Raw genomic sequence first — 17,509 nt, forward strand, 5'->3', positions numbered from 1 at the left:
AGTGTTATACTTTGCTAGTTGAATAAGGTAGAATACTAATTATGAATAATTAACGAAAAAGGGGTTACTGGTTTCATGAAAGATTTTGATCAACAATTGGAGGGGCTACTAAAGCAAGCCGCTTTGCAATACATAATATATCAGCATAATGGTGATACGGAGCGCATGGATAAAACATCACTTTTTGCTCGTAAAATTCAGCAAAAAGAGTATGTGATTGGGTTTGCAGGCCATTTCTCAGCCGGGAAGTCGAGTATGATTAATGCGCTGTCTGGCGAGAATTTATTAGCATCAAGTCCGATTCCAACAAGTGCAAATATTGTTAAAGTGCATAAATCAGAGGAAGACTTTGCGATTGTTTATATGCACAATGAAAAGCCTGTTAAATTTGAGGCAGGCTATGATTTTAAAACGGTCAAAGAGCTTAGTAAAAATGGGGATTTGGTATCTCAAATTGAAATTGGTCATAGTGCGTCAACACTACCGTTTGGCGTTACCGTGATGGATACACCTGGAGTAGACTCCACAGATGATGCACACCGTATGTCGACGGAATCTGCACTCCATATTGCCGATATCGTATTCTATACAATGGACTACAACCATGTGCAATCGGAGTTGAATTTTCAATTCACGAAGCAATTAATGAAATATAATCCAAATGTTTATTTGATTGTTAATATGATTGATAAGCATAAAGAAAATGAGTTGAGCTTTGAAGAGTTTAAAGCAACTGTTCATAATTCCTTTGCGGCGTGGGGCGTTGTGCCGAAAGGTGTATTTTTCACATCATTGAGAGAGCCTGACCACCCACATAACGATTTTGAAGCCGTCAAGAAAATTGTGATGGATAGTATGAACGATTGGCAGGATCAGCTTGTCCAAACAGCAACAAATACATTGCGTTTATTACAAAGCGAGCATGACAATTATTTAATAGAAGAAAAAGAGGATCGTCTAGCGTTAGATGAAGAGATTTTAAGTGCAGATGACTGGGCAAACCACCAAGATATTTTAGAGCAATACAACAAGTTAAATCGTCAGGTAGAGCTGTTCTCTGTCGAGGCGTGGAACGAAACATTTGAGGAGCAGCGAAAAGAATTGCTTGCCAATGCTGCCATTATGCCAGCTGACTTACGTGATCGCTTACGTCTTTATTTAGAAAGTATGCAGGAGGGCTTTAAGGTAGGAGGGCTCTTTACTGCGAAGAAAAAAACAGAGGAAGAGCGTAACCGTCGTAAAGAAGATGCTTATAGTGCCTATCAAAATGTTGTCCATGCGCAAATTACAGGGCATTTAAAGGGTCTTATGAAAAATGCATTGAAGGACGTCGGTGCCTTAAATGAAGAACGTGCGTCAGCTATTGATGCTTATCCATTTGATTTGCCTTTTGCATTAATTGAACAGCAAGTTCAAACAGGAGCATTGTTAACAGGTGACGCAGTATTAAACTTTGCCAACCGTGTGGCAGAGGCAACAAAGCGCTATTTTATTCAGGAAACAGATAGCTGGAAAAAAGCACAAGCGACAACATTAGAAGCGGTGGCAACTGAAACAGCGGCTCCTTCGAAGTTAAAGATGGCAGGCATGCAGGATAAAGTGGATGCTATTAAGGCTGTACTTGAAATCGAAGGCTACCAACAATATAGTGCGACCATTATGCATCAAGCGAGCAATGAAATCCGCAAGGTTGCGAATGAGCAGCTAACAAATTGGGAAAATTCCTTTAAACAGGATTTAGCAGAGATTCGTTTGTTTGATGAGTCCATGCTACAACCAAAAGAACAAGTCATTCAGCAGGAAGAAGCGCAGCAAACTGTTAGTGCGACGAGTCTGCCAATCGATGGTGTGATTAATCGTGCTCTGCATACCGCCAATGCTGTAAAAGAAGTACAAGGTTTTGCTGAAGTTGCTCAATATCTAGAAAATAAAGTAGAACGCCTACAGAAAAAAGACTTTACGATTGCTTTGTTTGGGGCTTTTAGTGCTGGAAAATCATCCTTCTCGAATGCATTGATGGGAGCGAAGGTATTACCTGTATCGCCAAACCCAACAACCGCAGCTATCAATAAAATTCGTCCAGTTACACCAGAGCATCCTCATGAAACGGCCGATGTCCAGCTTAAAACAGCTGAACAAATGTTAGAGGATATTCAAGGGTCGTATGCAGCGATTGGCTTATCTGTCCACTCATTGGAGGAAGCGTATAATCGTGCTGACGAAGGGCTTGCTGTCCAGTTGACAGATGAGCGTTTAAATGTGCACAAATCATTTATTCGTGCCTATAAAGAGGGGTATCCATCATTCAAGTCTGAGCTTGGAACTATTATTCGAGTGGATCGCGTTGAATTTGAAAAATTTGTTGCACAAGAAAATAAATCATGCTTTGTAGACAATATCGACTTCTATTATGATAGTCCATTAACACGCATGGGCGTTACATTGGTGGATACGCCAGGAGCAGACTCCATTAATGCTCGACATACAGGTGTAGCTTTTGAATATATTCGGAATGCGGATGCCATTCTATTTATTACGTATTATAATCATGCATTTGCCAAAGCTGACCGTGAGTTTTTAATTCAGCTTGGTCGTGTAAAAGATGCATTTGAACTGGATAAAATGTTCTTTATTGTAAATGCAATTGATTTAGCGACAACAGATGAGGAGCAGGAAGATGTAAAAGGCTATGTTCGTCAAGAATTACAGCGTTTTGGAATTCGATTCCCACGACTGTACGGTGTATCAAGTCTTCTAGCGTTAAATGAAAAGGTAGAAGGTTCAGACTTAGTATCTGGTATGCCACCGTTTGAAAATGACTTCCATACATTCTTAAATGATGAATTGAGTGCATTAGCAGTGCAGGCTCTTGCGGAGGAAGTTGATAAAACAGAGCAACGTTTAGCGGACTTAATTGCGCAAACAGAGGAAAACCTAAAACGTAAGGATGAGCGTTTAGAGGAATTAACAGTACTTGAAAAGCATGTTCAATCGAAGTTTAGTGTGCTGAATACAAGTATGCTGGAAAGTGAGACAAAGCAAGAGCTTGATGAGCTTCTCTATTATGTTCTACAGCGTGTCTACTATCGTTACCCTGAATTCTTTAAGGAAGGGTATAATCCTTCAACATTTGCGGCAATGCCAGCACAGCAGGCATTGGAGCATGCATTGAAGGAAGTAATGCAAAGCTTACGTTTCGACTTTACACAGGAAATGCGTGTTACAAACTTCCGTTTATCACAGTTTATTAGCAAGAAAATGCAGCATCGCTTTAAAGATGAAGTACGTGAGCTAAAAGAGCTTAACCGTAGCTTCTCGTTCTTAGCATTTGAATCTTCTGAGCCAAATTTACTTGATTTTGAAGGTCCATTTGGTGAGATTTCGAAATATGCGAGCGTAAAATCTCACTTCCGCAATCAAAAAGCTTTCTTTGAGAAGAATGAAAAAGTGAAGCTGAGCGAGGCATTAGAAACATTGACAAAACCAGATGCACAGGATTATTTAGATGCACAGAAAGTTTCTCTCATGACATGGGCGATTACATTTATTGCAGAGGAAGCAGAAAAATTACGTTTATATATTTATCATCAAGCGCTTGAGCAAATAGAAACAGAAAGATTGGCGCTTCAAGAAGAAAGCCGTTTAGCTTCTTGGAAAGCGATTTACGCACAATTACAATACGCATGAGGTGATTCCTATGGGAAAAGTGTTCAAATCAGTGGATGAAATTCAGTTTGATGGTGTCCGTTTTATCGATGCTCGTTTTGATTTACAAGACAAAGAAGCTGGAAAAAAAGCATTTGAAGAAGGTCATGCAATAGGAGCAATCTATATTGATTTAGAGCAGCAGCTATCTGATATGGACAGTAAAGACGGTCGTCACCCAATGCCGAACAAAGAAAAACTGACGTCGATATTTCAAGAATTAGGCTTACGTTATGAAGATCAAATCGTTATCTATGATCAAGGAGCAGCACCATTCGCTCCACGTGCTTGGTGGATGCTGACGTATGCTGGTTTCCCAAATGTGGTCATTGTTAATGGGGGCGCATCTGCATTGGAAATGAAAATACCATTTACAAAAGATGTTGTTAAATACCCACCAACCTTTATTGATTTTGTCTGGAAGGATGAGCTTTATGCTCCACGCCAAGCGGTAAAGGCAATTGTGGACGGTGAAGTCAAAGCGACTTTACTAGATGCTCGTGCGGCTGAGCGTTACCGTGGGGAAGTTGAGCCATTAGATAAAGTAGCGGGCCACATACCAACCGCGAAAAACTTTGACTGGGAGCAATTAAAGAAGGACGGTCAGTTGCAGGCCAATGATGCATTGCGTCAAAAAGTGGCTCCAGATGAACATGTAGTTGTCTACTGTGGCAGTGGTGTAACCGCATCCCCACTCTATGCCGTATTAGCGGATGAAGGCTATGAAAACATCCAATTATATGTAGGTAGCTTTAGTGATTGGATTACACAATACGATGTTGAAAAAGGTACAAATGAATAAGGATCACAGCAAAAACGCTCACTTAGGTGAGCGTTTTTTTTGGAGAGGTGGATCGGGTGCGGGGGAAAGTGATGGATAGAAGTGGGGAAGTGATGGATAGAAAGAAGAAAGTGACGGATAGGATGCCAAAAGTGGCGGATAGAAAGCTGAAACTAGCGGATAGAAAGCTGAAACTAGCGGATAGAAAGCTGAAACTGGCGGATAGAAAGCCAAAACCGACGGATAGAGCCAAAAAAGTCAAAATGACTCACCATTCATTTTATGCTACACTCTTTTAAAAGGGGGAAAGTGGATGTTTAAACGTGAGACGAGCATAGTTGTTCAACACCACGGTGATGTACAATGTGCACTTGGAAAGGTAGCAATTCAGGGCTTTGGTATGAGTGTGTATAGTTTTTTTGTAGATGGTTTATTAATTGATACAGGCTCTAATTCGCTGGCACAGGAGTTTCAATCTTTCTTTAAAGACTTGCCAATGGAGCAAATTGCCTTAACTCATGCGCATGAGGATCATGCGGGTAATGCCGCGTGGCTTCAGCAACAATGGGATGTACCTATTTATCTTCATGGTAAGTCTCTTCAGACTTGTACGCAGGATGGGGATTATCCTTTGTATCGTCAAGCATTATGGGGGGAGCGGCCGGCTTTTCTAGCGCAGCCGATAGGGACTACATTGCAGACGAAAACAGCTATCTGGGATGTTATTGAAACACCTGGACATACGACAGATCACCTAGCTTTCTATAATCGCCAAACAGGTGCTATGTTCACGGGAGATTTATACATTCAAACGAAAACCAAGGTAGTACTCGATGAAGAAAATATTGTACATACCTTAGCTTCCTTAAAGAAATTATTAAACTATGACTTTAAAGAAATTTATTGTTGTCATGCAGGCTATTTAGCCAATGGACGAAATAGAATACTAGAAAAAATAGCGTATATTGAAGAAATGGAAGAGAAGGTTCGTCACTTGTTTCAACAAGGTTATTCAGTAGAGGAGATGACGTCCAGTATTTTCCCTCGAGAATATCCCATTGTTAAAGTGTCTGGCGATCAATGGTCCTCTAAACATATAATCAATGCTTTTATCCGTCACTTTACACAGGAGTCCTTGCAATAGGGCTCTTTTTTGTTGGGCTTAAAAGCTGTAACACCAATAATAAAAAACTTTGTGAAAAAATGTGGATAAATTGTGACAAACTCAATTGGCTCAATGGATACGCTTACATAAGTTTGTGAAAAAATTCTCATTTACACAAGAAAAATACTATGTGAAATATTGAACAGCTTGAAAGGCGATAGTTGTACATTTTCCACTACTCATTATAGGATGTTAATTATTTCGAAATAATTGATTGTGAAAAGCTTAATTTGACAGAAAAATGTATAAGAAGTCTTGTAACAATGCATTTTCGAAAGAAGAAATAAATTGACAGAAAATTCATTGACTATATTTTCACAAAGTAATATGATTCTAAAATATAATGAAAAACAAAGGGAAAAGGATGGGATGGAATGGATGTCATGAAGAAAGCATTAGAAATGCATGCACACTATAGTGGTAAATTAGAGGTGATTTCAAAAGTACCGGTACAGGATTCTTATGATCTAAGTCTTGCTTATTCACCTGGAGTGGCCGCACCGTGTGTGGAAATTGAAAGAAATCCATCGTTGGTTTATGACTATACAATGAAGGGGAATATGGTGGCAGTTGTATCAGATGGTACAGCAGTTTTAGGATTGGGCGATATAGGGCCTAAAGCTGCATTACCAGTTATGGAAGGGAAAGCGATTTTGTTAAAGCGTTTTGCCAATGTTGATGCTTTTCCAATATGTTTAGATACAAAAAGTACGGATGAAATCGTCAGCATTGTGAAGGCGCTTGCCCCTACGTTTGGGGCGGTAAATTTAGAGGATATTTCAGCACCTAGATGTTTTGAAATTGAGGATCGGCTACGTCAGGAATGTGATATCCCGGTATTCCATGATGATCAGCATGGGACAGCAATTGTAGTAGGTGCCGCTATGATTAATGCCAATCGTATTGTGCAAAAGGATATTGCCACAATGAAGGTTGTCATCAATGGCGCGGGTGCAGCAGGGATCGCTATTTTGCGAATTCTTGTGCAAATGGGCTATAAAAATATTTTTATGTGTGATACAAAAGGTATTATTTATGAGGGACGTAAAGAAGGGATGAATCCGATTAAAGAGGCGGTTGCTCATTTAACAAATCCAGAGAAAATACATGGTACGTTGAGTGACGCGCTCGTTGGGGCAGATGTCTTTATCGGTGTTTCGGTAGCTAATCTATTATCAGAGGCGCATATTGCATCTATGAATGAAAACCCGGTGGTCTTTGCATTAGCTAACCCAAATCCAGAAATTACGTATGAAAATGCTAAGGCGTGGGGAGTGCGAGTTATGGGTACAGGTCGTTCGGATTATCCAAATCAAATTAACAATGTCCTTGCCTTTCCTGGCATTTTCCGTGGTGCATTAGATGTACGTGCGACGGATATCAATGAAACTATGAAGCTTGCTGCAGTGGAAGCAATTGCTTCTCTTGTGAGTGACGAGGAGCTCGCGGAGGAATATATTGTTCCGAAATCTTTGGATGAGCGTGTCGTTGCAATTGTCTCTCGTGCAGTTAGCGGAGCAGCGGTCGAATCTGGCGTGTCGGAACTATTCCAACAAACTACTGCGCTATCAGTTTAACAAATAAAAGATATTGAAATACAGCAGATGTAGAAAAGCAAAGATATGCTTTTCTACATTTTTTATCGAATTTGCTCGAAAAATGTTGTTGTTTAGTTTTTTATGTAATAAAATTGGTGAGTACAAGGTAATAAATCGTGCAATTGATTGTAAAGTATAAATACATAATGTTGTAATATTTTTAAAGAAAAATGGGTCTTTAGTCTATAAAAGAGGAGATAAAATACATGAAAACATTCGTTCAATTCCGGTCCATTAAAGCCAAGCTGATTGCTTTCTCTTTATTGCTTTTAATGATTCCCCTTATTACCTTAGGCTATCTAAGCTATCAACAAAGTAAATCAAATTTAGAGTCGGTGGGAAAAGAAAATTTAAGAAACAGTGTGGAAATGACCATTGCCATGATTGAACAATTTAATCAAGAGGTAGAGGCAGGCAATTTATCTTTAGATGAAGCGCAAGAGAAAGTGAAGGTCGCTATTTTAGGTGAAATGGATAGTGATGGAAAGCGACCTATTAATAAAAATATTAAACTAGGTGAGAGTGGTTATATTTTTGTTGTGGACCAAAAGGGGAACTCTATTGCGCATCCAAATATCGAGGGAAATAATGTCTGGGATGAGCAAGATGACAATGGGGTTAAGTATATGCAGGAAATCATTGCGAAGGGGAATGAAGGTGGTGGATTTGCCTCGTATTCGTGGCCATTACCAAATTCTGATCAACTAGAAGAAAAAGGGGTCTATGCAGAAACGGATCCGTATTGGGGATGGGTCATTGGTGCCAGTACGTATTTAGCAGACTTTAATAAGCCCGCGGAGAGTATTTTGAAATTAACGCTTGTTGTGATTGGCGTGGCTATTATGATCGGGCTATTTGTAATTTGGCAATACGCGAGTAGTATGGCTAAGCCAATAAACCGAGTGGTCCAAGCGATGGAGCGATTTGCGGAGGGTGATTTGACGCAAGAAAATATGTCGATTCGCTCAAAAGATGAAATTGGCAAACTGGCAAACGCTATGAATCAAATGCAAGCTAAATTGAAGGACATGATACACAATATTGCTCAAGCGTCTGATTTAATTAATACATCCAGTAAGGAGCTATCACAATCAGCTAATGAAGTGAATATGGGTGCTGAGCAAGTAGCAATTACGATGAATGAATTAGCATCTGGTGCAGAGGGACAAGCGCATCATTCTAACGAATTAACGTCCTTGATGGAACGTTTTACTGCTGATTTACGTGAAACAAATCAGCATGGGGAGCATATTCATCAATCTTCTGTTGAAGTATTGGGCTTAACCAATGAAGGAAGTCAGCTCATGACATCTTCGAATTCTCAAATGAGTAAGATTGATGGCATAGTACAAAATGCCGTAGAGAAAGTAAAAAATTTAGATGCCCAAGCACAGGAAATTTCAAAATTGGTGGTGGTCATTAAAGATATTGCCGATCAAACGAATTTATTAGCTTTAAATGCCGCGATTGAAGCTGCTAGAGCTGGGGAACATGGCAAAGGATTTGCGGTAGTTGCGGATGAAGTACGTAAGCTTGCAGAACAAGTAGCCTTTTCTGTCAATGATATTACATCGATTGTCACAAATATTCAGCAAGATTTTGATGTCGTTACGAGCTCATTAGAGGATGGCTATCAGGAAGTAAAAGAGGGTACCAATCAAATTAAAGCTACGAGTGAAACGTTTTCGACGATTAGTAATTCTATTAATGATGTAGTGGAAAGTGTTCAATTGATTTCCAGTAATTTATCAAAAGTAACTGAAGATGGTCAAAAAATGAATAGCGCTATTCAAGAAATCGCTGCGGTCGCAGAAGAATCTGCGGCAGGTGTGGAGCAAACGACGGCGACAACAGAACAGACAAGTAGCTCAATGGAGGTTATGGCGGGGAAATCAGCCCAATTATCAACATTAGCTTTAGAATTAAAGACATTGATTGCCCAATTTAAACTATAAAAAAATCTCCCCCTCTCTTAAATGAGAGGGGAGATTTTTTTACATCATGCCAACACCAATAATCCCAACGAGAATAATGAAGAAAAGAACGAAGAACAAGATGAATAAAATAATTCCAGGAATAAAGATAGTGAAAAAGGCCATCCAATTAGAGATTTGGTGTGCTTCTGCTACCACACCGACTGAAATGACGAAAGACCAAATAGTTACAACAATAGAAGCTAAAATAGCTGGCCAAAAAATCCATGGAAGTGAGCCCATAAAGTTTGGATCTAGTAAAGATTCTGGTGAAGTGAATAACCATATTAAATAAAATGGAATAAGCACTATAAATGGTACAGCTGTAAGGCTCAGCCCTTTAAATAAGTCTGAATACGTGCCAGTACCCTTAAATAGTTTACCAAATAGCCATGTGATTAGAGCAGATATAGCTGTCCCGATAATACCAGCGATTGGAGCAAAGATTACACACAGTAAAGCCAATAACCAAGGGGAAAGGTCAGTGAAAAACTCCGAATCCGTCAGCCCTGACATGATAGAACCGATATAACCGATGGACATAATCAAAATAGCAAAGCCGATTGATTTTTCGTTAATCATATAGCGAGCGGTTTGCTTTGGATGTAACCAAACGGATATAAACGGATTCACCTTTGGCCTTTCTTCTTTCTGTGTGTCATTAAAGTTTTCCATCAAACTACCTCCAAAATAATAGAATAATTGCATGTTACGCATAGTTAGTATACGAGTGATACAGTGAAAAGTTTCGTAGAAAGTAAAAATAAGTTATTTTCATAACAAAAGAGCCGCACAAAGGCGGCTCTTATTAGTGACTTAACATCATTTTTTCAAGCTCTAATGGTTCAATGTATTGCTCACCTTTGTAAGCACGCATATTACCACCAGAAATTTCATCGATTAATAAAATTTCGTTAGTTTGAGCATCACGGCCAAACTCCAATTTAATATCATAAAGCGTTAAGTCCTTTTTAGCAAGCTCAGTTCCAACAAATTTAGAAATTTCAATTGTACGTTGTTTTAAAATGGCATATTCTTCGTGTGTTAACAGGTTTAACATAGCTAATGCATCTTCAGAGATCGGAGGATCTTGGCGATCGTCATCTTTAATGGTAACTTCCACAAAGGCATCAAGATCTTGGCCTTCCTTCACATAGGCACCGTAGCGTCGCAAGAAGGAACCAACAGCCTTAAAGCGGCATATTACTTCCAAACCGTTTCCGAAAACTGTTGCAGGCTTTACAGTCATTGTTGCATCATCAAAGTTGGCATCTACATAGTGAGTAGGAACACCTTGTTCATTTAATTTAGAATAGAAATAAGAAGTTAAGCGTAACCCCGCTAAGCCAGCACCATCAATTGTTAAGCCAACCGTATTAGCGCCTGGGTCGAACACGCCGTTTTCACCTGTTACATCGTCTTTAAATTTTAATAAATAATGACCATCTTCTAATTTGAACACATTCTTCGTTTTCCCTGTATACATTAATTCCACAAAAAGACCTCCAATATTCATAGTACTCTAAAATTATAACACGAATATTTTAAATGTTTAATATTAAAAATGTTCGTTTTGTGTGTTTGTTTCTATCGTTTATTGCTAATTTACAATAAAAACACAAGGTGATAACGAATGATCGTCATCACCTTGTGTTTTGAAATGCTTCGTAAGTTCGCTGGAGGATTTATGCTAGATAGCTAGGACAGTTATTAATAAATGCCTTCAGCCAGCATTCCATCTGCCACTTTAATAAAGCCAGCGATGTTTGCTCCCATAACTAAGTTGCCAGGGAAGCCGTATTTTTCAGCAGCAGCTTTACTATCTGAATAAATATCTTTCATAATTTGATGAAGTTTCGCATCTACTTCTTCAAATGACCAAAATACGCGACTTGAATCTTGTGCCATTTCAAGAGCAGATACAGCAACTCCTCCAGCATTCGCTGCTTTTGCTGGTCCGAACAATACACCAGCATTTAAGAATTCATTAATTGCTTCAAGATCAGAAGGCATGTTGGCACCTTCGCCAATTGCTTTGACCCCATTTGAAATTAATGTACGAGCTGACTCACCATTAATTTCGTTTTGAGTAGCACATGGTAGAGCGATGTCACAAGGAATCGTCCAAATGCCAGTGCAGCCATTTGTAAAAGTAGCATTTGGTCGGTAACTTACGTAAGTTGAAATACGATCACCTTTAACTTCTTTAATTTCTTTAATGACATCTAAATCTAAGCCTTCTGGGTCATAAATATAGCCTGCGGAATCAGAGCAAGCAACTACTTTTGCGCCATATTGTTGTGCTTTCTCAATCGCATACGTTGAAACATTTCCAGAACCAGAAACAACCACTGTTTTTCCTTCAAATGAATCGTTCGCATCTTTTAACATCTCATTGACGAAATAAACTGTACCATAACCCGTTGCCTCTTTACGTGCTAAGGACCCACCATAGCCAGGGATTTTCCCAGTTAATACACCTGATTCACTAGCTTTAGTTAGACGTTTATATTGCCCCCATAAATAACCTACTTCACGAGCACCTACACCAATATCACCAGCAGGAACATCGACATCTGGACCAATATGACGGTATAATTCAGTCATGAAGGCTTGGCAGAAACGCATGATTTCTGAATCTGACTTACCTTTCGGATCAAAGTTAGACCCACCTTTACCACCACCGATTGGTTGCCCTGTTAAAGCATTTTTAAAGATTTGTTCAAAGCCTAGGAATTTAATGATGGATTCATTTACCGAAGGGTGGAAGCGTAGGCCGCCTTTATAAGGCCCCATGACATTGCTATATTGTACACGATACCCGCGATTTACTTGCACTTGGTTCGTATCGTCTTGCCAAGCGACACGGAAAGAAATGATGCGATCAGGCTCAACAATACGAGATAAAATATTGGCCTTAATATATTCAGGATGTTGGACGAATACAGGTACTAATGAAATGAAAATTTCTTCAGCTGCTTGTAGAAACTCCGCTTGATGACAGTTCTGTTGTTTAAGTTGCTCGAATACGCCATCTACGTATTCTTTAGCTAATTGTTCATTGCTAACAGTTGTGATTGTCATAGTAAAAACCCCCATTTAGTTGATAGGTGTATCGTATATTTATTTTTCAAACTATTCAATAAAATACTTTTTTAGTTTGTGAAAAATTGAGCAAGAGGGGTCGGGAAAATGATATTTTAAAATAATGTTAGGTGATAGTATTCATCTAATTATGAGAAAGGAATGATGCCTTATTGTGAAGGTTCTTATAGACGCTGATGCCTGTCCAGTAGTGGATTTGGCGCTATCTGTATCATCTGAGTTTGAGATTGAAACTATCTTATTTTGCGATACATCCCATCGTGTAGAACGTGATAATGTAATAACAATTATGGTGCCGAAAGGTCCTGATTCGGTTGATTTTACGCTAGTGAACGCGCTTTCAAAACACGATATTGTCATAACACAGGATTATGGGCTAGCGGCAATGGTTTTAGCAAGAGGAGGGTATCCAATTGATCAAAATGGACGAGAAATGTCTAATGAAAATATCGAACGCCTGCTCGATATGCGCCATGTCGGTCAAAAAATTCGTCGAGCAGGTGGACGCACCAAGGGCCCTAAAAAAAGGACACAAGAAAACAATATTTCGTTTGAAATGAAATTTCGACAAATTTGTGAACGAGCGATTTTTGCACAAAAAATGGAGGACTCTACAGGTGAAAAATGAACGTAAGCATGATCTTTTAGAGCAATTTCCACTGTTAAAATCGATGGCTGCTAAAAATACTGTACTTTGGGAAAATACAAATGGGGTGAAACAGCCGGAAACATCGCTTTTTACTATGCAAGAAGTAAAGGAGGCAGAGGAAACGTTACAACGCTTTTCTTCATATTTAAAAGTGGCATTCCCTGAGCTTGAGGAAAGTAATGGATTAATTGAATCAGACATTCTAGAAATTCCTGCTATGAAAAGTGCGCTTGAAAATAAATATGGCGTGTTGATAGAAGGTCAGTTGCTTTTAAAATCGGATCATGCTTTACCTATCTCAGGCTCCATCAAAGCACGGGGAGGCATTTATGAGGTCTTAAAGCATGCTGAAAGGCTGGCATTAGCAAGTGGGAAGCTTCAAGTAACAGATGATTATGAACGACTAGCATCAGCGGAGTTTCAGTCCTTCTTTCAGCAATATACCATTGCGGTTGGCTCTACTGGAAATTTAGGTTTAAGTATCGGCATTATAGGCAAGAAGCTCGGCTTTAATGTCGTTGTACATATGTCGAGTGATGCCAAGGAGTGGAAAAAAGCTTTACTTAGGGAGAAAGGTGCCACGGTAGTTGAATATGAGGCTGATTACAGTGTTGCCGTTGAACAGGGGCGTCAAGAAGCAGAATTAGATCCTATGTGTCATTTCATTGATGATGAAAATTCAAAGGATCTATTTGCAGGCTATGCAGTCGCAGCATTGCGTTTAAAAGGGCAATTAGAAAACATGAACATACCAGTCAGTGTCACACATCCATTGTTTGTGTATTTACCGTGTGGGGTAGGGGGAGGACCAGGCGGTGTTGCCTACGGATTACGAGAAATATTTGGCGAACATGTGCATATTTTCTTCGCAGAACCTGTTGCCTCACCTTGTATGACGCTAGGCTTAATGACTGGACTTCATGATGCTATCAGTGTAGAGGATATAGAATTAGATAATAAAACCGAAGCAGATGGTCTTGCAGTGGGTCGCGCCTCCAAGTTTGTAGGAAAAGTAATGGAGACGTATATAAGTGGCTGCTATACAGTGACAGATGAAGAGTTGTTTACCTCTTTAGGTTTAGCTATCGATAGCGAAAAACTATTTTTAGAGCCATCTGCACATGCAGGAATGTTTGGCGCTATTCGCTTGTCCCAAAAAGGTCAACACTATTTAGCTCAGCGCGGACTAACAAAGCATATGGCGCAGGCAACCCATCTTGTGTGGGCAACAGGTGGCAGTATGGTCCCAGACAGCATGCGTGCTACGTATTTGGCTAAGAGCAGAGATTTAGTTTGAAAATGATGATACTTTTTGTTCGAACAGGGAAAGTCTTGCCCCAATCAAGTTATTCGAAAGCGCAAAAACAGGTGAAGAAAAATTCTTCACCTGTTTTCTTATTATTAACGTTGCAATGCTTTACGTTGAGCTGCTAAATATACTTCTTGAGCTGCAAGGACGCCTGCGCCTGGCTGGAAGTCATAAGCGAAGTCTTGGAGCCCCGCCTCCAATAAGGATACGGCTTGTAGTATATCACTTGGGAAGCAATAGCCCATATGGCCGAATCTGAAAATTTTACCTTGTAGATGACCAAGACCACCTGCAAAATCTAAGTGATATTGCTGCTTAAGGTGCGATAAAAATTCACCAAGCTCAATCCCCTTTGGTGCCTTAATAGCCGTAATGGTAGGGGAGGCGTATTGATTTTCAGTTAAGAGCTCGAGGTGTAAAGCTTTCATAGCACTACGTACCATGTTTTTCATCAGCTCGTGACGGGCAATGGTCTGTGAGAAGCCGCCTTCCTGTTCAATTAGCTGACAAACCTCATGCAGGCCATCAATAAGCGTGATAGCAGGAGTATTTGGCGTCATCCCCTTTTCTGCCCAACTACGATAACTTAATAGATTTAAATAATATGCTGGCGTTTGATTGTCTTCAATGACTTGCCAAGCTTTTTCGCTCACACTAACAAGAGAGAGTCCAGGCGGAAGCATCATCGCTTTTTGCGAGCCTGTCACGAGAATATCAATACCCCAAGCATCCATTTCAGCAGGCGCGCCACCGATGCAGCTTACGCCATCCACGATAACGAGAGCATCAGTTTCGTCATGAATCACTTGTGCTAATTCAGCGACTGGATTTAAAATGCCTGTAGATGTTTCATTATATGTGACGAAAACCGCTTTAATATTTTGTAATGGCTGTAAAAATGCTCGTAGCTCCTCAGGAGTGCAAGCTTGTCCCCATTCTTTTTCGAGCTTATGTACATGGAAGCCATATTGCTCACAAATGGAAACGAAATAGTCACCGAATGCCCCAACAGTAATGACCACAACTTCTTCACCGGCCGCAACCGTATTGACTGCCGCAGCTTCAAGTGCAGCTGTCCCGCCTGATGGCAAGAGTAAAATGTCCTGTGTCGTGCCAAAGACAGGCTTTACGGCTTCAATCGTCTCCCGGTATAATTCCACAAATTCTTGACTCCGATGACTAAAAATATCTCGATTCATTGCCAATTGAACTCTCTTTGGAATCGGTGTTGGTCCCGGATGTCTTAAAATATTTTCATACATATTATCAATCCCCTTTACTTGACAGAAATTCAAAATTTTCTAACTATAATAATAACATACTTCTTGTATAGGCTAGCTGCTTTTTTAATAAATAATGGAAGAGATTGTCATGATTCTATAAATTGAAAAGGAGACCAAGAATATGGAAACAATGAAGCACTATCCATTTATCTATTTTTTGTACGAACGCAATCAGGTGCTTGTATATAAAATTCAAACACTCGATTACATCACATTAGCAAATGTCGTGGAAAAGGGAGAATGGGAGGGGTATGAGCTTCTGCCATCAGAGCCATTTACAACATTTCGGCATGAACAAAGTGATCCTAAAGAGGGATGGTCTTTTTGGGTTGCGGCGGAACACCTTAGTCATTTGGTAGACACCATTAATGATTATATTCAGCTTCAAAGAAAGAGTATGATGACAACAACTGCCCAAGTTGTACATATTGTTTGCTCAGAATTGCAGCAGGCTCCTTACGAGTGGCACTTGCTCCGCCTAAATATGTCATTGGCTTTCCAGAGGATTTGTCTATCGGACCGCTGTGGAAGCTTGATGAAGAAAGAGGACAAGCATGCCGCCAAAAGTGGTTAATGGAAAATAGTAATGATGAGGTGGATAACTTTGTTGGTCATAATAAATTAAAAGAGGCAATTCGAGAGATACGGGATATTCCGAGTCACCTACCTATCTATATTTGGTGTGGGGACAATATAGAAGAACAATGTGGGCTTCGGTTTTTCCTCTATTTATTGCGTGATCAACACAATGAAATATTTCTTATACATACAAATGGACAGCAAGTGATCGAACGTCAGTGGAATCCAAATCTGTATGAAAAAAAGAGATTATCAGTAAAAGAACGTCTAAAATTTCTACAGCAATGGGAAGGTCTGGCAGAATCAACGGCAGTGCTTCGTCAATGGGAGCAACAGCATATTCAAGAGGTGTCTGAAAATTTTTATGACTCTCTCATCGTGAAGAGGCTAAAAGAAATACATCAGGAACAGGGACATGTGGATTTTATTCAAACTGGAACATTTCTTTTAGAGCTACTTGCTAGAATGGATGAATCGCCAAACATCTTTTATTTAGAATATAGAATTCGATATTTAATCTATAATGGCACCCTAGCATTAAAAGGTATTCCTAAATCTATGTGGGATTATTATGTGAAAATATGCCAAAAAACCTCTTTAGTCTGAAGACTTAAAGAGGTTTTAGGATAGTGAACTAGACAGCGAATGGTCTGTTCATTCGCATTAAACCGTAAATAGCAAAGAACAACCCGCCTGTAATAACCATTAGAATCGTGTAAAGTACAGCCTTACCAGTTTCACCACACCAGCGATAGAATAGGCGATATGTGAAATACAATGTAAAGCCCACCATACCTATAGATGCGAGTAAACCGATAACTGGTATAAACGAAACGATAAACAAGCCTGCATAAATAAGGGTATTTTTTAGAGCTGTTGCACGAATCGATTCTCGATTATCTCCACCGGCAGTCAGTAGGAAAAGGCTGTATACATTAATGATAGGAATCCAAGCAATATAGGCTACATCTCCAAAACCATTTGTTTTAGATGTCATAAAATAAATGAGTGCACTAATAATGTAGGCGATTAGCCCAAGAACTAGAGATGCTAAAATTACGATAATAAATAAGCCTCCCATGGCTGCATCCAAATCAGAGTTATAATAATTATAGTCCATCAGAAAAACCTCCCTTCTTAAGAAAATACCTCCTAATGATACCAATCCTATTATGTTTAATCTACAACCATTTATATGTAATTTTTAGTAGAAACGGCACAAATGTACTAGAAAGAAAATTTTTATTCATTCTTTTATGATGATTTTTTGAGTAATGAATGAAAGAAATGCAAAAAATATCCTTGGGAAAATGAATATGCTAGTTTAGGAGAATCATTTTTAAAGTTTTTCACCTTGTACTG

The 17,509-nt window shown here is 39.4% G+C and carries 15 protein-coding genes; 10 read left to right on the plus strand and 5 right to left on the minus strand.

Annotated elements, in window-relative coordinates:
- Positions 1–75 precede the first annotated feature (75 nt).
- The 6 genes from MKY80_RS07865 (at position 76) to MKY80_RS07890 (ending at position 9,204) form a co-directional block, all read left to right on the plus strand.
- The gene (locus tag MKY80_RS07865; protein WP_107921805.1) at positions 76–3,687 is read left to right on the plus strand and encodes a dynamin family protein; all 3,612 of its coding nucleotides are present in this window, start codon (positions 76–78) and stop codon (positions 3,685–3,687) included.
- 10 nt (positions 3,688–3,697) lie between these two features.
- Entirely contained in the window at positions 3,698–4,507 is an 810-nt protein-coding gene (locus tag MKY80_RS07870) for a sulfurtransferase (RefSeq protein WP_089985081.1), read from the plus strand.
- 68 nt (positions 4,508–4,575) lie between these two features.
- Entirely contained in the window at positions 4,576–4,785 is a 210-nt protein-coding gene (locus tag MKY80_RS07875; RefSeq protein WP_342532463.1) for a hypothetical protein, read from the plus strand.
- A gap of 14 nt (positions 4,786–4,799) precedes the next feature.
- Complete coding sequence (locus MKY80_RS07880) at positions 4,800–5,630, plus strand: MBL fold metallo-hydrolase (protein WP_342532464.1); 831 nt, start codon at positions 4,800–4,802, stop codon at positions 5,628–5,630.
- Between the two features lie 395 nt (positions 5,631–6,025).
- A complete protein-coding gene (locus MKY80_RS07885; RefSeq protein ID WP_089985076.1) occupies positions 6,026–7,228 on the plus strand; it encodes a malic enzyme-like NAD(P)-binding protein in 1,203 nt (400 codons plus the stop codon).
- A gap of 227 nt (positions 7,229–7,455) precedes the next feature.
- Positions 7,456–9,204 carry a methyl-accepting chemotaxis protein gene (locus MKY80_RS07890; RefSeq protein WP_089985075.1) on the plus strand — a complete coding sequence of 583 codons (1,749 nt, stop codon included), beginning with the start codon at positions 7,456–7,458 and terminating at the stop codon, positions 9,202–9,204.
- Between the two features lie 39 nt (positions 9,205–9,243).
- Here the strand turns inward: MKY80_RS07890 and MKY80_RS07895 are convergent, their stop codons facing one another.
- The 3 genes from MKY80_RS07895 to gdhA form a co-directional block, all read right to left on the minus strand.
- Positions 9,244–9,897, minus strand: coding sequence for a Yip1 family protein (locus MKY80_RS07895; RefSeq protein WP_089985073.1), 654 nt, complete (start codon positions 9,895–9,897; stop codon positions 9,244–9,246).
- A gap of 133 nt (positions 9,898–10,030) precedes the next feature.
- Entirely contained in the window at positions 10,031–10,717 is a 687-nt protein-coding gene (locus MKY80_RS07900) for a phosphoribosylaminoimidazolesuccinocarboxamide synthase (protein ID WP_342532469.1), read from the minus strand.
- A 215-nt stretch (positions 10,718–10,932) separates the two neighbouring features.
- Complete coding sequence (gene gdhA, locus MKY80_RS07905; protein WP_036124917.1) at positions 10,933–12,306, minus strand: NADP-specific glutamate dehydrogenase; 1,374 nt, start codon at positions 12,304–12,306, stop codon at positions 10,933–10,935.
- Positions 12,307–12,481: 175 nt separating this feature from the next.
- On the opposite strand from gdhA, the gene MKY80_RS07910 reads away from it, so the two are divergent.
- Both MKY80_RS07910 and MKY80_RS07915 read left to right on the plus strand, forming a co-directional pair.
- Positions 12,482–12,955: a YaiI/YqxD family protein gene (locus MKY80_RS07910; protein WP_008181474.1), complete on the plus strand. Its 474-nt coding sequence runs from the start codon at positions 12,482–12,484 to the stop codon at positions 12,953–12,955.
- Positions 12,945–14,273 (plus strand): D-serine ammonia-lyase, encoded by a 1,329-nt coding sequence (locus MKY80_RS07915; RefSeq protein ID WP_338138366.1) that lies wholly within the window; start codon positions 12,945–12,947, stop codon positions 14,271–14,273. The genes MKY80_RS07910 and MKY80_RS07915 overlap by 11 nt, the downstream gene beginning before the upstream one ends.
- A gap of 104 nt (positions 14,274–14,377) precedes the next feature.
- On the opposite strand, the gene MKY80_RS07920 is transcribed toward MKY80_RS07915, so the two are convergent.
- Positions 14,378–15,547, minus strand: coding sequence for an alanine--glyoxylate aminotransferase family protein (locus MKY80_RS07920; protein ID WP_043990802.1), 1,170 nt, complete (start codon positions 15,545–15,547; stop codon positions 14,378–14,380).
- Between the two features lie 142 nt (positions 15,548–15,689).
- Between MKY80_RS07920 and MKY80_RS07925 the strand changes: the two genes are divergently transcribed.
- Together MKY80_RS07925 and MKY80_RS07930 are read left to right on the plus strand one after the other, a co-directional pair.
- Complete coding sequence (locus MKY80_RS07925) at positions 15,690–16,142, plus strand: hypothetical protein (protein ID WP_237068760.1); 453 nt, start codon at positions 15,690–15,692, stop codon at positions 16,140–16,142.
- Positions 16,031–16,753, plus strand: a complete 723-nt coding sequence (locus MKY80_RS07930; protein ID WP_239354444.1) for a DUF1835 domain-containing protein — start codon at positions 16,031–16,033, stop codon at positions 16,751–16,753. Before MKY80_RS07925 ends, MKY80_RS07930 begins: the two co-directional genes overlap by 112 nt.
- Before the next feature lie 28 nt (positions 16,754–16,781).
- On the opposite strand, the gene MKY80_RS07935 is transcribed toward MKY80_RS07930, so the two are convergent.
- Positions 16,782–17,267, minus strand: coding sequence for a hypothetical protein (locus MKY80_RS07935; protein ID WP_008181464.1), 486 nt, complete (start codon positions 17,265–17,267; stop codon positions 16,782–16,784).
- Positions 17,268–17,509: the final 242 nt, after the last annotated feature.

It is taken from the genome of Lysinibacillus sp. FSL R5-0849 (genome assembly GCF_038595075.1).
In the GTDB taxonomy this organism is placed as follows: Bacteria; Bacillota; Bacilli; order Bacillales_A; family Planococcaceae; genus Lysinibacillus; species Lysinibacillus fusiformis.

Excerpts from the sequence above, each read along its gene's own strand:
- gdhA (WP_036124917.1), bottom strand. The coding sequence starts at position 12,306 with ATGACAATCACAACTGTTAGCAATGAACAATTAGCTAAAGAATACGTA.
- MKY80_RS07925 (WP_237068760.1), top strand. The coding sequence starts at position 15,690 with ATGGAAACAATGAAGCACTATCCATTTATCTATTTTTTGTACGAACGC.
- MKY80_RS07935 (WP_008181464.1), bottom strand. The coding sequence starts at position 17,267 with ATGGACTATAATTATTATAACTCTGATTTGGATGCAGCCATGGGAGGC.
- MKY80_RS07885 (WP_089985076.1), top strand. The coding sequence starts at position 6,026 with ATGGATGTCATGAAGAAAGCATTAGAAATGCATGCACACTATAGTGGT.
- MKY80_RS07865 (WP_107921805.1), top strand. The coding sequence starts at position 76 with ATGAAAGATTTTGATCAACAATTGGAGGGGCTACTAAAGCAAGCCGCT.
- MKY80_RS07890 (WP_089985075.1), top strand. The coding sequence starts at position 7,456 with ATGAAAACATTCGTTCAATTCCGGTCCATTAAAGCCAAGCTGATTGCT.
- MKY80_RS07870 (WP_089985081.1), top strand. The coding sequence starts at position 3,698 with ATGGGAAAAGTGTTCAAATCAGTGGATGAAATTCAGTTTGATGGTGTC.
- MKY80_RS07895 (WP_089985073.1), bottom strand. The coding sequence starts at position 9,897 with ATGGAAAACTTTAATGACACACAGAAAGAAGAAAGGCCAAAGGTGAAT.
- MKY80_RS07880 (WP_342532464.1), top strand. The coding sequence starts at position 4,800 with ATGTTTAAACGTGAGACGAGCATAGTTGTTCAACACCACGGTGATGTA.
- MKY80_RS07920 (WP_043990802.1), bottom strand. The coding sequence starts at position 15,547 with ATGTATGAAAATATTTTAAGACATCCGGGACCAACACCGATTCCAAAG.